An 18,494-nucleotide genomic window follows, 5' to 3' on the forward strand; every position below is an offset into this window, starting at 1 on the left:
CTGGCTAGAACCTGAGATGCCAATGACTTATTTTGAGTCAGACTCTCAGGATGAGGGGTTTGAGGGGCCATGACGCGGTAGAACCAGGAATCGCTCCAGCCTGACGATCGCGACGCCGCTTGTCGAAGGCGGCTGCGCCGTGGCAGCATGCGGCGGTTTGGCGCAGCACCGGGATATGCATGACCACCCAGCGACGAAGCTACGAGACGGGTCACAAGCCAAAATGCCTAGTCATCGTTGACGACACCGCGGAATGGGACCGCGCAGTGTATTACGCGAGCCGCTGGGCCGTGCGCGTCGGCGGCGGCGTGGTGATGCTGCGCATCATCGCCATCGAGGACCAGAACCAGCAATGGCTGGGCGTGGCCGACCTGATGCGCGCCGAGGCGGAGGACGCCGCCAACGAGGCGCTCGACCGCGCCTCCGGCCGCGCCAACGGCATCGCCGCGATCACGCCGGAGCGGGTGATTCGCGAAGGCGACCCGACCACCCAGATCCTCGACGTGATCGACAAGGACGTCGATATTTCGATGCTGGTGCTGGCGGCCAATCCTGGCCCCGAGGGCCCGGGGCCCCTGATCAGCATGATGGCGCAAGTCGCCGGCTCGTTCCCGATTCCGGTCGTCATCGTGCCTGGCGATCTCACCGATTCCGACATTGACGGCCTGTCCTAAGGCTTGATTTACCTGCAGAATTGCTGTCTGCGCCCCTTGATCGTGCGCACCCCGTCGCCATCTGCTACAGAAGACCCCACGCGCCGGCCTTGAACCGGCGACGCCGGAGAAAACCAATGTTCATTCAGACTGAAGCCACGCCCAATCCCGCCACACTGAAATTCATTCCGGGCCGCACCGTGCTCGACACCGGCACGATGGAATTTTCGAGCCGCGAAGCCGCTGCCCGCTCGCCGCTTGCCGAACGGCTGTTCGACGTACCCGGCGTATCCGGCGTGTTCTACGGCTACGATTTCGTCACCGTGACCAAGGCGGACGGCGACTGGCAGCACCTCAAGCCCGCGATCCTCGGCGCCATCATGGAGCACTACATGTCCGGCGCGCCGCTGCTCGCCGACGGCACTGCCGGCAATGACGAGGCGGCGGACGAGGAAGGCGAGTTCTTCAACGAGACCGACGCCGATACGGTCGCGACCATCAAGGACCTGATCGAGACGCGGGTGCGGCCTGCGGTCGCCAATGACGGCGGCGACATCACCTTCCGCGGCTTCAAGGACGGCGTCGTCTACCTCAACATGAAGGGCGCCTGCTCCGGCTGCCCGTCCTCGACCGCGACATTGCAGCACGGCATCCAGAATCTCCTGAGGCATTTCGTGCCCGACGTGGTCGAAGTCCGGCCGGTGTAATTGGCTCGCGGTCCTCATGGTGAGGAGCCGCCAACGGGTCCGCGCGCAGCGCGGCCCGATGACAGGCTCCGCGGCGTCTCGAACCATGTGGCCCGGCCGGTGCCATTCATCCTTCGAGACGGCGCTTACGCGCCTCCTCAGGATGAGGTCTAACAGACGTGCGGTCGGCAATGCGCAAGCGCGCGCGCCCACCACGACTCCTGACATGACGTGACGATTGCGCGTCTGCTATACCTTCCCGCATGCTGATCCTTTCCATCGATACCGCGCTCGATGCCTGCGCCGCGGCCGTGCTCGACACCAGCGCGGGCGGGCCGATTGCGTTAGAATCGCAGCCGATGAAGCGCGGCCATGCCGAAGCCTTGATGCCGCTGATCGCGCGCGTGATGAAAGCGTCCGGCGTTGCCTTTGCCGCGCTCGACCGTATCGCCGCGACGACCGGTCCCGGCAGCTTTACCGGACTGCGCGTCGGACTTTCCGCCGCCCGCGGCATTGCGCTCGCCGCCGGCAAGCCGGTCGTCGGCGTGACGACGCTGACCGCATTCGCTGCTCCCATCGTCAGTGCGAACAGCGAACATCCGGTGATATCAGCCGTCGATGCGCGGCATGATCATGTCTATTTCCAGGTGCTGGGCGGCGACGGCCGTTCATTGATCAACGCGAAAGTGGCGCCGATCGTGGAAGCACTCGACGCGGCGCGTTTCGGCGCGCCGCATCTGGTCGGCAATGCCGCCAAAATTCTCGCCGACCGCTGGGCGACTGACGCGGCTCCGCCCTTCAAAGTCGATCAGCAAGGTGCGCCCGATATCGCCTGGGTGGCGTGGCTGGGCGCCGCGGTCAATCCCGAGACATCAGCCGCCCGCCCCTATTATCTGCGCGCGCCCGACGCCAAGCCGCCGAAGGATCCGCTGCCAGGCGCCGCGCAGCCGCCGGCATCGTGATGACATGGCTCTCCGATTGGTGGAGCGGCGGCACGGCGGTGATCGAACCGGCCAATCCGCGCGACGCAGCGCGCCTTTCGCAACTGCATGGCGCATCGTTTCACCGCGGCTGGGGCGAAGGCGAATTCGAGGTCATGCTGACCGAGCGCAACACGCTCGTTCACCGCCTCAGGCTCGGGCGCAAGACTATCGGATTTGCGGTGTCGCGCATGGCTGCCGACGAGGCGGAGTTGTTGTCGATCGCCATCGACGCGACCCAACGTGGCCGTGGCCTGTCCCGCAACCTGTTGCTGACGCATCTCGGCCATCTAGCCGGCCGCGGCGTACGCAAGGTGTTTCTCGAGGTCGAAGAAAATAATCAACCGGCGCGGCGTCTTTACGAATGGGCCGGTTTTGAGGTGGTTGGCCGCCGGGAACGCTATTATCAGCAGCCCGGCGGGGAGCAATTGAACGCACTTCTGATGCGGCGCGACTTGTCGTAGTATTCACGGGGTGGCAAAACACGCCCGACCTGTTCGCCAAGGCCTTGAGATCATGCCCGTACTGAAATCCCCGTCCGCGCACAAGAATACCGGCATCGAGGCCCGCTGCGCCGCCACCGGCATGCGCATGACCGAACAGCGCCGGGTGATCGCGCGCGTGCTGGCCGATTCGGTCGACCATCCCGACGTCGAGGAGCTTTACCGGCGCTGCGTCGCGGTCGACGACAAGATCTCGATCTCGACGGTGTACCGCACCGTCAAGCTGTTCGAGGACGCCGGGATCATCGAGCGGCACGATTTCCGCGAAGGCCGGGCACGCTACGAGCAGATGCCCGACAGCCACCACGACCACCTGATCAACCTGCGCGACGGCAAGGTGATCGAGTTCACCTCCGAGGAGATCGAGAAGTTGCAGGCCGAGATTGCCCGCAAGCTCGGCTACAAGCTGGTCGATCACCGGCTGGAACTGTATTGCGTGCCGCTCGACGAAGACAAAAACTGATCGCGTGCCAACTTGAACCCGAACTTCGATCTGGTCATCTTCGACTGCGACGGCGTGCTGGTCGACAGCGAAGTCATTTCGTGCCGCGCGCATGCGGAGACACTGACGCGCCACGGTTATCCAATCACGGCAGAACAGGTGCTCGAAAGGTTTCTCGGCGTGTCGGACCGCGAGGCGCGCCAAACCATCGAACGCGAGATCGACCGAAGACTGCCCGATGATTTCGAACAACAGGTGAAAGCGGCCACGCTGAAATTCTACGAGGGCGATTTGCAGGCGATCGCGCATGTTGGCGAGGCGATTGGCGCGATCGTCCTGCCCAAATGCGTGGCTTCGAGCGGAACGCCGGAAAAGATTCGCCACGGCCTCACCTGCGCCGGCCTTTATGACCAGCTCGCTCCGCATATTTTCTCCGCTACGCAGGTCAGCCGCGGCAAACCTGCGCCCGACCTGTTTCTGTTTGCTGCCAAGCAGATGAATATCTCGCCGGAACGCTGCATCGTGATCGAGGACAGCGTTCCCGGCGTCACCGGCGGCCGCGCCGCCGGGATGACGGTGCTCGGGTTTCACGGCGGCAGCCATTGCCGCCCCGGCTATGGGAACAGGCTGCGCGATGCCGGAGCCGTCGCTGTTTTCGACGATATGCGGCACTTGCCCGGGCTTATGGAGAAGATCGGGGTGGAGGCAACACCGAACCGGACTGTGTATTGAGAATCGGTCAATGTCCGCTTTGCTTCATAAAGCAGGATCTTCACCGACACCTTCGGTATGCAAGGAACCACTGAATATCGGTGGACGTTTTCCTGTATCTCTCATCGAGAGACAACCTCAAGCAGGAGGTTCAGATGTCTACACGCATAGTGACCGCAGCAGCATTCGCCCTTATCTTCGCGCCGCCAGCGTTTGCTGATTGTAACCAGGAACTGAAGGCGCTCGAACCCAATATCGTTTCCGCGGGGACGGGCGCGAGCCCGAGCGAATCGGGAATGCCGGGGACCAAGCACCAAGAGGAGGTTCTGGCCGGTAAGCAAAAAAGCGCTGAGCCTGAAACCACCGGATCAGCGGCAGCGGCCGTGCAGTCCACTTCACCGCATCAGGAGCAAGTCACTAGCAAGAGCAGCACCCAGAGCGCCGAACATGCCAACCAACTGATGGCCGAAGCCCGCAAGATGTCAGTGGCTGGCGACGAACAAGGGTGCATGAAGAAAGCGGCAGAACTGAAGGACGTCCTGGGAATCAAGTGAGTGTCAGTTTGCCGGGTGCGCGTTCCCCGGATGCTGCGCGGCGCCAACAACGCGTTCACGCGCGTCTTCGACAGTTCGGCCGGCGTTTTCGATTTGAGGTCTTGGACGCGCTATGCTTGGCGGATTTACCCTGGCGCCGGCAAAGCAGGCGGCCGCGCTTGATCCGATCGCGCGATGGGTGCGCGCCAACGGCCGCGCCGTCGATCCAAAATTGTGGCGCCTGTCGGGGCCTTCGAGCAGCCCCCTACCGCATCAACCTCGGCAGCGAATGGGTGGAGGTTCCGCCGCCCGAGCTGTTCGATCTCTGGGATAAGGCGAACAGGGACCCGTCCGACTGGATCCCTCGCCAGCAACCCAGATGATCTTGAGCGCCGTCGCGAGCTCGCGTCTGTTTCTCTCGTCATTCCGGGGCGATGCGCCAGCATCGAGCCCGGAATCTCGAGATTCCGGGTTCGCTTCGCGCCCCGGAATGACGGCCTCAAACACTGGCTTTTTGGCCATTTAGACTATATCTGAGCCCGAGCCGCCGCCAGGGCGCCCATTTCCGCCAGATTCAAGGTTCCATGAAGCCGCCGCGCAAGCTGCACATCAAGTCATATGGCTGCCAGATGAACGTCTACGATGCGCAACGCATGGTGGACACGCTGGCTCCCGAGGGCTTTGTCGAGACGGAAAGCGCTGACGAAGCGGATCTGGTGATCCTCAACACCTGCCATATCAGGGAAAAGGCCTCCGAGAAGGTTTACTCCGAACTCGGGCGGCTGCGCCTTGCCAAGGACGAGGCGACGCGCCAGGGGCGCGAGATGCGCATCGCCGTCGCCGGCTGCGTCGCGCAGGCCGAGGGCGAGGAGATCATCCGCCGCGCGCCGACCGTTGACGTCGTGGTCGGGCCGCAGAGCTACCATCATCTGCCGCAATTGCTGGCGCGCGCGAAAAGCGAGGGCCGTGCGCTCGAGACCGAATTCCCGGTCGAGGACAAGTTCGGCTTCCTCCCCGCCCCCAGGCCGAATGCGATCCGCGCGCGCGGCATCTCCGCTTTCGTCACCGTGCAGGAAGGTTGCGACAAATTCTGCACCTTCTGCGTGGTGCCCTATACGCGCGGCGCGGAAGTCTCGCGCCCGGTCGCCAAAATCGTCGACGACGTGAAGCGACTGGCCGATAACGGCGTGCGCGAGATCACGCTGATCGGCCAGAACGTCAACGCCTATCACGGCGAAGGCCCGGACGGCCGGACCTGGCCGCTCGGCAAGCTGTTGCACCGGCTTGCCGAAATCGACGGTATCGTGCGGCTGCGCTACTCGACCAGCCATCCCCGCGACGTCGAGGACTCGCTTGTAGCGGCCCACCGCGATCTCGCGGCGTTGATGCCGTTCGTCCATCTTCCAGTGCAGTCCGGCTCCGACCGGATTCTCGCCGCCATGAACCGCAAGCATACCGCCGATGATTACCGCCGCGTCATCGACCGTTTCCGCGCCGCCCGCCAAGATATTGCTTTTTCATCAGATTTTATCGTCGGCTTCCCCGGCGAAACCGAGGGAGAATTCGCCGCGACCCTCGCACTTGTCATGCAAATCGGATACGCTGCGGCCTATTCCTTCAAATATTCGCCGCGGCCCGGCACGCCGGCGGCGGACATGCAGGAGACGGTGTCAGCGGCTGAGATGGACGAGCGATTGGTGCGGCTCCAGGAGTTGATCGACAGCCAACAATCGGCCTTCAACAAGGCCATGATTGGCAACACAGTCGATGTGCTGTTCGAACGCGCGGCCCGCAACCCCGGCCAGATCGTCGGCCGCACCGCGTACCTTCAGCCCGCGCACGTGTTTGCCTCCCCCGACATCATCGGTCAGGTGCTGCCAGTCTCGATCGCCAGCCTTGAGCGCTACAGCCTGCTCGGCGAACTTGCCGGCGCTTCGATGCGGCCAGTCTCTTCAACACGTTCAACCATGACCAATTCTTCTCTAGAAAATCGGGGAGCCTGAACCCTTGCCAAAAAGCGCATCGGATTCATCTTCACTCGCTCCCAGCCGCAAATTTGACCGCGACATGCAAATTCCGCCCGAGACTCAGGTCGTCATCGATTTCGACGACAACCGCGCCGCTTCCGCCCTCGTCGGTCCTTACGGCCAGAATCTGGCGATGGTCGAACGGCGGCTCGGCATCGTCGTCGATTCCCGCGGCAACCACATCACCATCGCCGGTTCCCGCGACGGCTGCGACGCCGCGCGGCGCGTGCTGGAGGCGCTCTATGCGCAGGCTTTGCAGGGCCACGATCTCTCGCAGGGCGAAGTCGAGGGCGCGATCCGCGCCGTGCTCGCGCAGGGCTCGCTGTTCGAGTTCGACGCCAAGACCGCCAAACCCTCGTTCGAGACCATCAACCTGCGCAAGCGTCCGGTGCGGGCACGCACCGCCGCGCAGGACTCCTACATCCGCGCGCTGAAGCGCCACGAGATGGTGTTCGGCATCGGCCCGGCCGGCACCGGCAAGACCTGGCTTGCGGTGGCGCATGCCGCGCAATTATTCGAGCGTAAGGAAGTCGATCGCATCATCCTGTCGCGGCCGGCGGTCGAGGCCGGCGAGCGGCTCGGCTTCCTGCCCGGCGACTTGCGGGAAAAGGTCGATCCATATTTGAGGCCGATCTACGACGCGCTGTACGATTTGATGGATTCGCGCATCGTCGAGCGTGCGCTGCAGGCCGGCGAGATCGAGATCGCGCCGCTGGCCTTCATGCGCGGCCGCACGCTGACCAATGCAGTCATCATCCTGGACGAAGCCCAGAACACCACTTCGATGCAGATGAAGATGTTCTTGACCCGGCTCGGCGAGAACAGCCGCATGATCATCACCGGCGATCCATCGCAGGTCGACCTGCCGAACGGGCAGGCGTCGGGACTTGCCGAAGCCGTCAAGCTGCTCGACGGCGTCGAGGGCATTGCGCAGGTGAAATTCACCGCGGAAGACGTCATTCGCCATGAGCTGGTGGCGCGGATCGTCGCCGCCTATGAGGGGTTGCCACAGAAACCGGCAACCGGAAAATCTTGACCCATAAATCTTCGGCCGTCGACCTGCTGCAGGCAGGCCGCTGCCGTAACCCCAACTCTGAAATGCAAAGCGCTGGAACGCCCGTGTCGTCCGCCCTTCCCCTTACCGAGGTTCTCGTCGTCGCCGATTGCTGGCACACGGAGCCGGAAGCCGAGGCGGTGATCCATCGCGCCATCAATGCTGCGGCCGAAATCGCCGATGCCGATGTCGGCGAGGCCGAACTCGCGGTGATGCTGACCGACGATGCCGGAATCCGCACGCTGAACAGCAACTGGCGCGGCATCGACAAGCCGACCAACGTACTGTCGTTTCCGGCGCTGCAGCCGACTGCGCCGGCGGACGCGCCGCGTATGCTCGGCGACATCGCGATCGCCTATGAGACCACGCGAAAAGAGGCCGATGACGAAGAAAAGCCGTTCGATCATCACCTCAGCCATCTTGCGGTGCACGGCTTCCTGCATTTGATCGGATACGACCACGAGAAAGATGACGACGCCGAAGCCATGGAAAGTCTCGAACGGGAGATCCTCTCCCAACTCGGCATTCCCGATCCCTATGCGGACCGGGGGCGGGTGGACTGAAATGCCGGACTCCGACCCGATACAAGACAACCCGCGCGACACGCGCAATCTGCCGGTAGTGGTGCAAGAAGGCGAGGTACTGCGTCCGGCCGCCGACAATTGGCTGATGCGCGCGATCCGCACGCTGTTCGGCTGGAGGGCCGGATCGGTGCGCGCCGATCTTCAGGTCGTGCTCGACGCCTCCACCCCCGATGATGTCGGCTTCTCCGCGATCGAGCGCACCATGCTGCGCAACATCCTCGGGCTGAACGAGCGGCGCATCGCCGATGTGATGGTGCACCGCGCCGACATCGTCGCGGTCAAGCGGGATATTCCGCTCGGCGAACTAATGAGCCTGTTCGAGAGCGCGGCGCATTCGCGGCTGGTGGTCTACAACGAAACGCTCGACGACCCCGAAGGCATCGTTCACATCCGCGACCTCCTGGCCTTCATGACCGCGAAGGCGCGCGTCGGCGATACGGCCAAGCCGAAGCGCAAAAAGCCTTTCCCGGCAGGCCTCGACTTGCGCGCGGTCGACCTCGCGATGCCGCTCGCCGACACCAACATCATCCGCAAGCTGCTGTATGTGCCGCCGTCGATGCGGGCGATCGACCTGCTGGCGCAGATGCAGGCCTCGCGCATCCATCTGGCGCTGGTGGTGGACGAATATGGCGGCACCGACGGGCTGGTGTCGATCGAGGACATCGTCGAGCAGATCGTCGGCGAGATCGACGACGAGCACGACAGTGACGAGCCGCCGTCGATCGTCCGGCAGGGAGACAACGCATTCATCGCGGACGCCCGCGCCAGTCTCAAGGATGCGCGCAAGATGATCGGCGAGGAATTCGTCACCGGCGAGGCCGGCGAGGAAGTCGAGACGCTTGGCGGCTATCTGGTGGCGCAGGTCGGCCGCCTGCCGGTGCGCGGCGAAGTCATTGCGGGCCCGGGCAATTTCGAGATTGAAGTACTCGATGCCGATCCGCGGCGGGTCAAGCGGCTGCGGATCGGGCTTCGGAAAGAGCGTCCGGCGACGCGCGCGACGCGCGAGCGTAGCCGCCGCGAGGCCGCGCCCGACACCAACACGCCGCCGACCAATGACAATACGCCGCCGACCCCCGGCGATGGAGCCGGCTCGCAGTGATCTCAACCAGTAAATTCCGTACGGCGGGACTTTCGATCATCCTGGCCTGGGGCTGGAAGCGTGCGATCATTGCGCTTGTCGCCGGCGCGCTGTCACTGCTTTCGATGGCGCCGTTCAATGCCTGGCCGGTGCTGTTCGTGACCTTGCCGGTCGCGGTCTGGCTGATCGACGGAGCGGCGGCCGGAAAACGGCGCGGCGTGCCGGCGGCGGCGATGTCCGGTTTCTGGTTCGGGCTCGGCTATTTCGTGCCCGGGCTTTACTGGATCGGCAATGCCTTCCTGGTCGACGCACCGACTTTTGCCTGGCTGATGCCGTTCGCGGTGCTCGGCCTGCCGGCCTATCTTGCCTTATTCCCGGCGCTCGGCTTCGCGTTGGCGCGCCTGATCTGGACGAAGGACGGTTCGCGGGTGCTGGCGCTTGCGATCGGACTCACGGTCAGCGAATGGCTGCGCGGCTATGTGCTATCAGGATTCCCATGGAATGCCTTCGGCTACGCGCTGTCGGAGCCTCTGGCGCTGGCGCAGACGGCGTCACTGATCGGGCTGTGGGGCATGACGTTCCTTAGCGTCGCGATCTTTGCCAGCCCGGCGGTGCTGATCGACGGCTCCTCGCGCGGTCGAAAGCCCTGGATCGCGCCGGCGGCGGCATTGTTGCTGCTGGTGGCAATGGGCGTCTACGGGGCCGTGCGGCTGTCGTTGCAGCCCACCGCGATGACCAAGGTCAAGCTGCGCATCATGCAGCCGAACCTGCAGCAGGACGTCAAATTCAACTACGCCGCCAAGGCGGAGGTAATGCAGAAATACCTTGCTCTGTCCGACCGCGCTTCAGGGCCGCAATCCACCGGCGTGCGCGACGCGCAGATCCTGATCTGGCCGGAATCGGCTTTCCCGTTCTTCCTGACGCGGGAGGCCGACGCGATGGCGCAGATCGCCGAGCTCTTGCCCAAGGGCACCGTGCTGATGACCGGCTCGGTGCGCGCCCCGGACGGACCGCCCGGCGCCCGCGTCAGCCGTGCTTACAACTCGATATATGTGATCGACCATGACGGCGGTGTGCTGTCGGTCTACGACAAGCTGCATCTGGTGCCATTCGGCGAATATCTGCCGTTCCAGGAGTGGATGGAAAAGCTTGGCTTCGTGCAGCTAACAAAAGTGCACGGTGGCTTCATTCCGGGCACGCGGCGCCGCGCGATGGAGATACCGAATGCGCCGAGCGCGCTACCGCTGATCTGTTACGAAGCGATTTTTCCCGGCAATGTTGCAGCGCGTGACGATCGCCCCGGCTGGATCATCAACCTGACGAATGACGGCTGGTTCGGAAATTCGACGGGCCCCTACCAGCACCTGCAGCAGGCGCGCCTGCGTGCCATCGAGGAAGGTCTGCCGATGGTGCGCGCCGCCAACACCGGTATCTCGGCGGTGATCGATCCCTCGGGGCGTATTGTTGCACGGCTCGGCCTCGGCATCGAAGGCGTGCTGGACGCCGGCCTGCCGTCGGCGCTGCCGCCGACCATTTATGCTCGCCTTGGAGATATCCCGGCCGCGGTCATCGTAGCCGCTGCACTCCTGCTCGTCATCCGACGCCGCGCTGCAAAGCGCGCTGCCTGAGATTTGCGCGCCACAGGTTGTCACTGGTTTACTAAAAACGCTGCCTGCGCGGTTCCACCTGTTGACATAGCGGCTGCGATTCGCTTTCTGCGGTTGCAAGCTAATTAAACAACCAGTCACTTCGTTGCTCAGATCGTTCCGTAATTCTACCCGATCCTCCGAGCAGGATATGACGGTCACGGCGCGCCTGAGGCATAGCTCTTTCACTGCCTCATTTCCCGGCGCGCAATCCCAGGAGCGATCCAGATGTCCACCAAAGCGCCCAATCCGGTTGACAAATATGTCGGCAGCCGCGTCCGGATGCGCCGCATCATGCTGGGTATGAGCCAGGAGAAACTGGGCGAAGCGCTCGGCCTCACTTTCCAGCAGGTTCAGAAATACGAAAAAGGCACCAACCGCGTCGGCGCCAGCCGCCTGCAGCAGATTTCCGAAATATTGCAGGTGCCGGTGTCGTTTCTGTTCGATGGCGGGCCGAGCGGCGCGGTGAATGGCGAAGGTTTCGGCGAAGGCGCCTCCCCGGCCTATGTGTCTGATTTCCTCGCGACATCAGAGGGTCTTGCGCTGACGCGCGCGTTCACGCGCATCGGCGACTCCAAAATGCGGCGCTCCATCGTCGAGTTGGTCGAGCAGATCGCGTCGCGCGACGGCCCCGACCCGCGCTGATTTCGATCCGTGGCGGTTTGAGAATTTCGTATTCTGGAATATGCCATCATTCCCCGCTTCGTAATTGCGCATCGGGAAATGACGCCGTATCGGATACGACATGACGACAAACAATCCCTTCGACCCCGCGCCGATCCTCGAGGGCATCCGCCGTTGGGTTGAGATCGAGACCCCGACCGAAGCACCTGAGCAGGTCAACAAGCTCGCCGACCTCGTCGCTGAAGGCTATCGCGGCCTGCCCGCGACCGTGGAGCGGATCGCCGGGCATTTCGGCTGCGGCGATCATCTCGTGGCGCGCTCGTCATGGGGGCAGGACGCGCCGGGAATCCTGGTGCTGAGCCATCTCGATACGGTGCATCCGATGGGGTTCATCGAGCGGCTGCCGTTCCGGATCGACGGCGATAGCGTCTTCGGCCCGGGCATCTACGACATGAAGGGCGGCGCCTATCTTGCCTATCATGCGTTTCGGCAGGTTTGCGCCGACGGCGCGCCGCCATCGCTCGGCATCACCCAGCTCTATGTCTCCGATGAGGAAATCGGCAGCCCGACGTCGCGCGCGCTGATCGAGGCCGAGGGACGCAAAGCGAAATATGTGCTGGTCACCGAACCGGCACGCGACGGCGGCAAGATCGTCACCGGACGCAAGGGCGTCGGGCGGTTCGAGGTTTTCATCAAGGGCGTGCCCTCGCATGCCGGCACCAGGCCCGAGGACGGCCGCAGCGCCATCCGCGAACTCGGCAATGTCATCCAGACGCTCGAGGCGATGAACGATCTTGCGCGCGGCATCACCGTCAATGTCGGCGTGGTCCGCGGCGGCACAAGACCGAACGTGATCGCGGAAGAAGCCTATGCCGAGGTCGATCTGCGCGTGCCGACGATATCAGATGCCGACGAGCTCGCGTCAAAAATCCTCAATCTGAAATCGCGCACCGAGGGTGTCAGCGTCAAAGTGATCGGCGAGCTGAATCGACCGCCATACGAAAAAAGCAATGCCGGCGCGGCGCTCTACGAGCACGCCAGGACGATTGCGGCGGAGATCGGCTTCGACCTGGTCGATACGTCGACCGGCGGCGGCTCCGACGGCAATTTCACCGCGCCGCATACCGCCACCCTCGACGGGCTCGGCGTCGACGGCCAGGGCGCGCATACCCATTACGAGCAGATGTACATCTCCTCGATCGAGCCGAGGGCGCGGCTGTTGTACCGTCTCTATCAGACGCTGCGATGATGACCGCCCCGCGCGACACCGGCGACCGCGACGCGCCGCCGGATGACGGCGCGTCGGCACATGCGCGCGGCTCGTTCTTCGGCCGCCGCAAGGGTCACAAGCTCCGCATCCACCAAGCCGACCTGATTGATAATCTGCTGCCGCACCTGGCGCTCGATATCGGGGCGCCCGCGCCGCAGCGGCTTGCCGACCTGTTCGAAGGTGACATCGAGGATGTCAGGCTCGAAATCGGATTCGGCGGCGGCGAACATCTGATCGCGGAGGCGCAGGCATTTCCGAATATCGGGTTCATCGGCTGCGAGCCTTATGTCAACGGCATGGCGAAGATCCTGACGCAGATCGAGGCGCACAACATCGGCAATATCAGGCTCTACGCCGGCGATGCTGCGGAGTTGCTGGCCTGGGCGCCGCCGCGTTCGCTGGCACGGATCGACCTGATCCATCCCGATCCCTGGCCGAAGCGGCGGCACTGGAAGCGGCGCTTCGTGCAGGACGCAACCGTCAACGCGATGGCGCGCATCCTCAAAGACGGCGGCGAATTCCGCTTCGTCAGCGACATCGACGATTACTGCGCCTGGACACTGGTGCACCTGATGCGCTCGCCGGATTTTCTCTGGACGGCTGAGCGCGCCGCCGACTGGCAAAAGCCGTGGGACCGCTACACCATGACGCGCTACGGCCGCAAAGCCGAGCGCGAGGGACGGGTGGCGGCGTATTTAAGGTTCCGGCGGATGGGGTAGAGATGTCGTTCCGGGGCGATGCGCAGCATCGAACCCGGAACCTCGAGATTCCGGGTTCGCGCTATCGCGCGCCCCGGAATGACGGGGAGGAAGCGTCAGACCGCTACCGCGTCTTCCAGAACGCGACGACGCGCTGCGCGGTCGAGGGCATCAGGCGCACGTAATTGACCCGCGCGCTTTCGATGTCGGCGGGAGATGCCGTCCGGTTCGGACCGAGCCGAAGCAAGATCAGCGCGCGTACGGTCGCCCACTCGAGATCGATGGCTTTGCCGGCGATCAGGATCGGATCGTAGCGGTCGCCGCTGATCAAGCGGTCGAGGGTTTCGATCTTGACGCCGGTCATCGCTGACAGCGCGGCGATCGACTCCTCGTATTTGAAGGCCCTGGCAAAGTTGAGCAATGCGCCTTCGCCGAGCATGCCCTCGCGGTGCAGCTTCAGCACCGTGCGCTGCGCCGGCGCAAAGTCGCGCCGCTCCTCGCGTTCGGACGGGCCGGTGATAACGGCCATCGCCTGCTTGATGTCGGCCTGCCGCTCGGGCTTGACGACCTGAAACAGGCGACGACGGATGACGTCGATGGAGCCGGAAAGCAGATCCTTCAATTGTTCGGAAGACAGGTCGTCGCGCTGGCCGAGCCTGATCGTCAGCACGCCGTCCTGGCCGGCGCGCTTGATCAACGTCGAATAGCTGCTCGACGAGAAGGCGGCGCCTGCATTGCCAGCGGCGCGCCTGACGACGTCGCGGTCGCCGCGAGCGACCATGACGTCGGTGAGATCGGTTGAAAGCGTGGGCCGCTCCGCCATCGCCAGCAGGTGATCCTGGCCCTTCACGGACGCAATTTCGACAAGCATCTTATCGTCGATGACCGGCGAGCGGCGCAGCAGCGGGCCTGCGATGGCGATTTCATCTTCGCGGGCGAGTTGACCGACCAGGCCGCGCGGCGCATTCGCCAGCGTCGACAAGCGCTCGGCCAGTTCGGTGCGTGCTTCGAGTTCGGCATGCGGGACGAGACTGGTCAGAACACCGTCGAACAGATCGACATGGTCGGAACGGAAGCCCGCCGCCCCCTGCAGGAAAAGCTCGCTGATGCGGCGCGCGGCATCGGCGCGGCGCTTGGGGTCGCCACGACTGATGATGTCGTCGAGTTCTGGGATCAGCGATGGTGAAATTATCATAAACCCACCCAAACCGGCCTGAATTGGCAGGTTTTTGGGGAAATCTAGGCCGCGTTCATGAATGAAGGGTTAGACATTGCCCCCGCCTTCAAAGCTTGGCAAAATCGGACTTAACGGGATCACGGGCCTTGTCGGATTGCGGAAAAACCGCTATATCCGCGGCAACTTATGGTTCTCATACGATCGCGTATTGAGAGTGGGCCCCCCGGGACCCGCTCTTTTTTATTACCTGAACCTGGCCTGCCCAGAATGGGCGTCAGGCCCGGTTCGGGGAACCGGCCGGACCTCCGGTTAGGGCCCGGCCTAAACCCATGCAAGTAAGACGCTTTTGACCCTGGACATGACCGATCCAACTGCTGTTTCCGTGGATGCCGAGCTGCTGGCCGAGCCCCGTCTCGTCGTCGAGCCGGGCGTGGCGGCGCGGGTGTCGGCGGTGGCCGGACCGGTTCTGCAGGGAATGGGCTATAGGCTGGTCCGGATCAAGATTTCCGGCGAGGCCGGCTGCACCGTCCAGATCATGGCCGAACGGCCCGACGGATCGATGCAGATCGAGGATTGCGAGGCGATTTCGCGGGCGCTGTCGCCGGTGCTCGACGTCGCCGATCCGATCGACCGCGCCTACCGGCTGGAGATATCCTCGCCGGGCATTGATCGCCCGCTGGTACGCCGTTCCGATTTCGAACGTTTCAGCGGTCATCTCGTGAAGATCGAAATGGCGGTCGCCCATCAGGGCCGCAAGCGTTTCCGTGGTACGCTGGCCGGCGTCGAAGATAATGCCGTGCGGCTACATCGGGATGACACACGCGCGGAAGAAGATGCCGACGTGCTCCTGGTGATGGAAGACATCGCCGATGCACGGCTGGTTCTGACCGACGAATTGATTGCGGAATCGATGCGGCGCGGCAAGCAGGCCGAGCGCGAATTGAAGCAGAATCTCGGGCTGGCGCCGCCGCCTCCGCCGCACGCAAAGACGAGCGATCCGGCCAGGAGCAACAAGCCGAAGCCCAAGCCTGGAACTAAGACCGGAAGCAAGCCCGGCAAAAAGCCGGAGCCGACGAATAGCAAGAAACACCGCCTCGCCGCAGAACGACTGCGCAGAGGCGACCTCGATCCTACCGAAGGAGACTAGGCCATGGCCGTCAGTGCCAACAAACTCGAACTGCTGCAGATCGCAGACGCGGTCGCCCGCGAAAAGTCGATCGACCGCGGGATCGTGATCGCTGCGATGGAAGACGCCATCGCCAAGGCGGCCCGCGCCCGTTACGGCAGCGAGACCGACGTTCACGCCGAGATCGACGCCAAGAAGGGCGAATTGCGGCTGTCGCGTCACATGCTGGTCGTCGAGCAGGTCGAGAACTCGTCGAACCAGATTTCGCTGGCGGACGCGCAGCGCGCCAACCCGGGCGCCCAGGTCGGCGACACCATCGCCGACACCCTGCCGCCGCTGGAATATGGCCGCATCGCCGCGCAATCCGCCAAGCAGGTGATCGTGCAGAAGGTGCGCGAGGCCGAGCGCGACCGGCAATACCAGGAATTCAAGGACCGCATCGGCGATATCGTCAACGGCGTCGTCAAGCGCGTCGAATATGGCAGCGTGATCGTCGATCTCGGCCGCGGTGAAGCCATCATCCGCCGTGACGAAATGCTGCCGCGCGAGGTGTTCCGCAACGGCGACCGCGTCCGCGCATATATCTTCGACGTCCGCCGCGAAACCCGCGGACCGCAGATCTTCCTCTCCCGCACCCATCCGCAATTCATGGCAAAACTGTTCGCGCAGGAAGTGCCTGAGATCTATGACGGCATCGTCGAGATCAAGGCGGTGGCCCGCGATCCCGGCTCGCGCGCGAAAATCGGCGTGATTTCCCGGGATTCCTCGGTAGATCCGGTCGGCGCCTGCGTCGGCATGCGCGGCTCGCGCGTGCAGGCGGTGGTGAACGAACTGCAGGGCGAGAAGATCGACATCATTCCCTGGTCGCCCGATATTGCGACCTTCGTCGTCAACGCGCTGGCGCCCGCCGAAGTCGCCAAGGTCGTGATCGACGAGGACCGCGAGCGGATCGAGGTCGTCGTTCCCGACACCAACAACCAGCTCTCGCTGGCGATCGGCCGACGCGGCCAGAACGTGCGCCTCGCCTCGCAATTGACCGGCTGGGATATCGACATCCTCACCGAGCAGGAAGAGTCCGAGCGCCGCCAGGCCGACTTCGAGAATTCGACCCGCGTCTTCATGGAAGCGCTGAACGTCGACGAGGTGGTCGGCCAATTGCTGGCGTCGGAAGGCTTCACCTCGGTGGAGGAACTCGCGCTGGTCGACGTCAAGGAACTGGCCAGCATTGAAGGCTTCGACGAGGAAACCGCCAACGAGCTGCAGAGCCGGGCGAAGGAATATCTGGAACAGCTCGAGACGGAGCTGGAAAACAAGCGCAAGGAACTCGGTGTGGATGATGCTTTGAAGACGGTGCCCGGCGTGACATCGAAGATGCTGGTGAAGTTCGGCGAGAACGACATCAAGACGGTCGAGGATCTGGCGGGCTGCGCCACCGACGATCTGGTCGGCTGGACCGAACGCAAGGAAGGCAGCGAGCCGACCAAGCACCCCGGTATTCTCGACGCCAACGAGATCTCGCGCGACGATGCCGAGCGCTTGATCATGCAGGCCCGCGTCATTGCCGGCTGGATCACCGAGGCCGAGCTCGCCAAACAATCCGAGGCGGCCGAGGTCACCGAAGACCAGACGGCGTAATGCGGGTGTTCCGCAAAGCCGAATATCTTTTCTGCGCGCAGACCGTGCGCAGATGACAGGAGCCACTAGACAGGCATGCTCGCTTTGGCTGACCCCGATCTCGACCATGGGCCGCGGACTGACAAGTCCGCGACCATGCGGATGTGCGCGGTCAGTCGCGAGGTACGCCCGATCGACGAACTGATCCGGTTCGTGGTCTCGCCCCAGGGCGAGGTAATCCCCGATTTGAAGCGAAAATTGCCCGGCCGCGGCCTATGGGTCCGGGCCTCGCGGCAGACCGTTGCGGAAGCGGCGCGGCGTCACCAATTTAAGCGAGGGTTTAAGCGTGACGTCCGCGTCGCGACGACCCTTCCCGCCGATACCGAGGCCCTGCTGGAACGAAGCTGCACCGAGGCGCTGGCCATGGCGGCCAAGGCTGGTCAGGTCATTTCCGGCTTTGCCAAGGTCCAGGGCCTGCTCGAACAGGGCAAGGCGGAAGCCCTGATTCACGCTTCCGACGGCGCGGCCGACGGAATCCGCAAATTGGACGCTATCGCCGGGCAAAGGGGCGGAAATAGCGGCGAATCGCGGGATTTGCCGATTGTTACTGCTTTAACCTCGGCACAATTGGATTTGGCACTGGGCCGGTCAAATGTGATACATGCTGCGCTGCTCGCGGGCCCGGCGAGCAAAACGTTCCTGTCGCGCTGCCATATCCTGGTTCGATACCGGATGGACGATGACGACAAGACCGGGGATGGCGGCCAGAAATTCTGACTGACGAAGATTGGTTCCGAAGCCCTGCTTCAATGACTGTGCGGATGCGCACAACGTAACGAGATTAGGACTGCTGAATGGTTGATACCAAAACGCCTGGCGACAAGACTCTGAGTGTCCCGACCAAGACCTTGACCCTTAAGCCGCGGGTCGAGACGGGCACCGTGCGCCAGAGCTTCAGCCATGGCCGGACCAAGCAGGTCGTGGTCGAAAAGCGTGGCAAGCGCCGCGTTGGCGGCGATGCGCCCGCACCGGAAACCCATACGCCCGAGCCGGCCGCCGCCAAGCCGGCCCCTGCGAAGGCGCCGCTC

20 protein-coding genes are annotated in these 18,494 nt (G+C 63.7%); 19 read left to right on the forward strand and 1 reads right to left on the reverse strand.

What is annotated here, in order from left to right; translation table 11 throughout:
* The first annotated feature begins 179 nt into the window (after positions 1-179).
* From CP49_RS02015 to trmB, 15 genes are all read left to right on the forward strand, one after another.
* On the forward strand, positions 180-674 hold the full coding sequence (locus CP49_RS02015) for a universal stress protein (RefSeq protein ID WP_057848645.1): 495 nt from the start codon (positions 180-182) through the stop codon (positions 672-674).
* A 116-nt stretch (positions 675-790) separates the two neighbouring features.
* Positions 791-1,360: a NifU family protein gene (locus CP49_RS02020; protein WP_057848629.1), complete on the forward strand. Its 570-nt coding sequence runs from the start codon at positions 791-793 to the stop codon at positions 1,358-1,360.
* A gap of 242 nt (positions 1,361-1,602) precedes the next feature.
* Positions 1,603-2,301, forward strand: coding sequence for a tRNA (adenosine(37)-N6)-threonylcarbamoyltransferase complex dimerization subunit type 1 TsaB (gene tsaB / locus CP49_RS02025; RefSeq protein ID WP_057848630.1), 699 nt, complete (start codon positions 1,603-1,605; stop codon positions 2,299-2,301).
* A complete protein-coding gene (gene rimI / locus CP49_RS02030) occupies positions 2,301-2,783 on the forward strand; it encodes a ribosomal protein S18-alanine N-acetyltransferase (protein WP_057848631.1) in 483 nt (160 codons plus the stop codon). The genes tsaB and rimI overlap by 1 nt, the downstream gene beginning before the upstream one ends.
* Positions 2,784-2,835: 52 nt before the next feature.
* On the forward strand, positions 2,836-3,285 hold the full coding sequence (locus tag CP49_RS02035; protein ID WP_057848632.1) for a Fur family transcriptional regulator: 450 nt from the start codon (positions 2,836-2,838) through the stop codon (positions 3,283-3,285).
* Positions 3,286-3,297: 12 nt separating this feature from the next.
* Positions 3,298-3,996 (forward strand): HAD family hydrolase, encoded by a 699-nt coding sequence (locus tag CP49_RS02040; RefSeq protein ID WP_057848633.1) that lies wholly within the window; start codon positions 3,298-3,300, stop codon positions 3,994-3,996.
* Positions 3,997-4,130: 134 nt separating this feature from the next.
* The gene (locus CP49_RS02045; RefSeq protein ID WP_057848646.1) at positions 4,131-4,529 is read left to right on the forward strand and encodes a hypothetical protein; all 399 of its coding nucleotides are present in this window, start codon (positions 4,131-4,133) and stop codon (positions 4,527-4,529) included.
* 563 nt (positions 4,530-5,092) lie between these two features.
* Positions 5,093-6,511, forward strand: a complete 1,419-nt coding sequence (gene miaB, locus CP49_RS02050; RefSeq protein WP_057848634.1) for a tRNA (N6-isopentenyl adenosine(37)-C2)-methylthiotransferase MiaB — start codon at positions 5,093-5,095, stop codon at positions 6,509-6,511.
* A gap of 4 nt (positions 6,512-6,515) precedes the next feature.
* Positions 6,516-7,571 (forward strand): PhoH family protein, encoded by a 1,056-nt coding sequence (locus tag CP49_RS02055; protein ID WP_082645829.1) that lies wholly within the window; start codon positions 6,516-6,518, stop codon positions 7,569-7,571.
* A gap of 83 nt (positions 7,572-7,654) precedes the next feature.
* Positions 7,655-8,152, forward strand: coding sequence for an rRNA maturation RNase YbeY (gene ybeY, locus CP49_RS02060; protein ID WP_245322758.1), 498 nt, complete (start codon positions 7,655-7,657; stop codon positions 8,150-8,152).
* Between the two features lies 1 nt (position 8,153).
* A complete protein-coding gene (locus CP49_RS02065; RefSeq protein ID WP_057848636.1) occupies positions 8,154-9,272 on the forward strand; it encodes a hemolysin family protein in 1,119 nt (372 codons plus the stop codon).
* Positions 9,269-10,879, forward strand: coding sequence for an apolipoprotein N-acyltransferase (lnt, locus tag CP49_RS02070; protein WP_057848637.1), 1,611 nt, complete (start codon positions 9,269-9,271; stop codon positions 10,877-10,879). Before CP49_RS02065 ends, lnt begins: the two co-directional genes overlap by 4 nt.
* A gap of 246 nt (positions 10,880-11,125) precedes the next feature.
* Positions 11,126-11,542, forward strand: coding sequence for a helix-turn-helix domain-containing protein (locus tag CP49_RS02075; protein WP_057848638.1), 417 nt, complete (start codon positions 11,126-11,128; stop codon positions 11,540-11,542).
* Positions 11,543-11,642: 100 nt separating this feature from the next.
* The gene (locus CP49_RS02080; RefSeq protein ID WP_057848639.1) at positions 11,643-12,770 is read left to right on the forward strand and encodes a M20 family metallopeptidase; all 1,128 of its coding nucleotides are present in this window, start codon (positions 11,643-11,645) and stop codon (positions 12,768-12,770) included.
* Positions 12,770-13,510: a tRNA (guanosine(46)-N7)-methyltransferase TrmB gene (gene trmB, locus CP49_RS02085; RefSeq protein ID WP_420807585.1), complete on the forward strand. Its 741-nt coding sequence runs from the start codon at positions 12,770-12,772 to the stop codon at positions 13,508-13,510. The genes CP49_RS02080 and trmB overlap by 1 nt, the downstream gene beginning before the upstream one ends.
* A gap of 103 nt (positions 13,511-13,613) precedes the next feature.
* On the opposite strand, the gene CP49_RS02090 is transcribed toward trmB, so the two are convergent.
* Positions 13,614-14,684: a DUF2336 domain-containing protein gene (locus CP49_RS02090; RefSeq protein WP_057848641.1), complete on the reverse strand. Its 1,071-nt coding sequence runs from the start codon at positions 14,682-14,684 to the stop codon at positions 13,614-13,616.
* Positions 14,685-15,024: 340 nt separating this feature from the next.
* Between CP49_RS02090 and rimP the strand changes: the two genes are divergently transcribed.
* The 4 genes from rimP to CP49_RS02110 all read left to right on the forward strand — a co-directional run.
* The gene (gene rimP, locus CP49_RS02095; protein ID WP_057848642.1) at positions 15,025-15,813 is read left to right on the forward strand and encodes a ribosome maturation factor RimP; all 789 of its coding nucleotides are present in this window, start codon (positions 15,025-15,027) and stop codon (positions 15,811-15,813) included.
* A 3-nt stretch (positions 15,814-15,816) separates the two neighbouring features.
* On the forward strand, positions 15,817-17,427 hold the full coding sequence (gene nusA / locus CP49_RS02100; RefSeq protein ID WP_057848643.1) for a transcription termination factor NusA: 1,611 nt from the start codon (positions 15,817-15,819) through the stop codon (positions 17,425-17,427).
* A gap of 75 nt (positions 17,428-17,502) precedes the next feature.
* Complete coding sequence (locus CP49_RS02105; protein ID WP_057848644.1) at positions 17,503-18,183, forward strand: RNA-binding protein; 681 nt, start codon at positions 17,503-17,505, stop codon at positions 18,181-18,183.
* A 77-nt stretch (positions 18,184-18,260) separates the two neighbouring features.
* A partial coding sequence (locus CP49_RS02110) for a translation initiation factor IF-2 associated domain-containing protein (protein ID WP_156437970.1) occupies positions 18,261-18,494 on the forward strand: 234 nt, incomplete at its 3' end.

The sequence above is a fragment of the Bradyrhizobium valentinum genome, assembly GCF_001440405.1.
GTDB lineage: Bacteria > Pseudomonadota > Alphaproteobacteria > Rhizobiales > Xanthobacteraceae > Bradyrhizobium > Bradyrhizobium valentinum.

Excerpts from the sequence above, each read along its gene's own strand:
- CP49_RS02080 (WP_057848639.1), top strand. The coding sequence starts at position 11,643 with ATGACGACAAACAATCCCTTCGACCCCGCGCCGATCCTCGAGGGCATC.
- CP49_RS02090 (WP_057848641.1), bottom strand. The coding sequence starts at position 14,684 with ATGATAATTTCACCATCGCTGATCCCAGAACTCGACGACATCATCAGT.
- trmB (WP_420807585.1), top strand. The coding sequence starts at position 12,770 with ATGACCGCCCCGCGCGACACCGGCGACCGCGACGCGCCGCCGGATGAC.
- miaB (WP_057848634.1), top strand. The coding sequence starts at position 5,093 with ATGAAGCCGCCGCGCAAGCTGCACATCAAGTCATATGGCTGCCAGATG.
- CP49_RS02065 (WP_057848636.1), top strand. The coding sequence starts at position 8,154 with ATGCCGGACTCCGACCCGATACAAGACAACCCGCGCGACACGCGCAAT.
- tsaB (WP_057848630.1), top strand. The coding sequence starts at position 1,603 with ATGCTGATCCTTTCCATCGATACCGCGCTCGATGCCTGCGCCGCGGCC.
- CP49_RS02020 (WP_057848629.1), top strand. The coding sequence starts at position 791 with ATGTTCATTCAGACTGAAGCCACGCCCAATCCCGCCACACTGAAATTC.
- CP49_RS02075 (WP_057848638.1), top strand. The coding sequence starts at position 11,126 with ATGTCCACCAAAGCGCCCAATCCGGTTGACAAATATGTCGGCAGCCGC.
- CP49_RS02045 (WP_057848646.1), top strand. The coding sequence starts at position 4,131 with ATGTCTACACGCATAGTGACCGCAGCAGCATTCGCCCTTATCTTCGCG.
- CP49_RS02035 (WP_057848632.1), top strand. The coding sequence starts at position 2,836 with ATGCCCGTACTGAAATCCCCGTCCGCGCACAAGAATACCGGCATCGAG.
- CP49_RS02015 (WP_057848645.1), top strand. The coding sequence starts at position 180 with ATGACCACCCAGCGACGAAGCTACGAGACGGGTCACAAGCCAAAATGC.
- rimP (WP_057848642.1), top strand. The coding sequence starts at position 15,025 with ATGACCGATCCAACTGCTGTTTCCGTGGATGCCGAGCTGCTGGCCGAG.
- rimI (WP_057848631.1), top strand. The coding sequence starts at position 2,301 with ATGACATGGCTCTCCGATTGGTGGAGCGGCGGCACGGCGGTGATCGAA.
- CP49_RS02105 (WP_057848644.1), top strand. The coding sequence starts at position 17,503 with ATGCTCGCTTTGGCTGACCCCGATCTCGACCATGGGCCGCGGACTGAC.
- nusA (WP_057848643.1), top strand. The coding sequence starts at position 15,817 with ATGGCCGTCAGTGCCAACAAACTCGAACTGCTGCAGATCGCAGACGCG.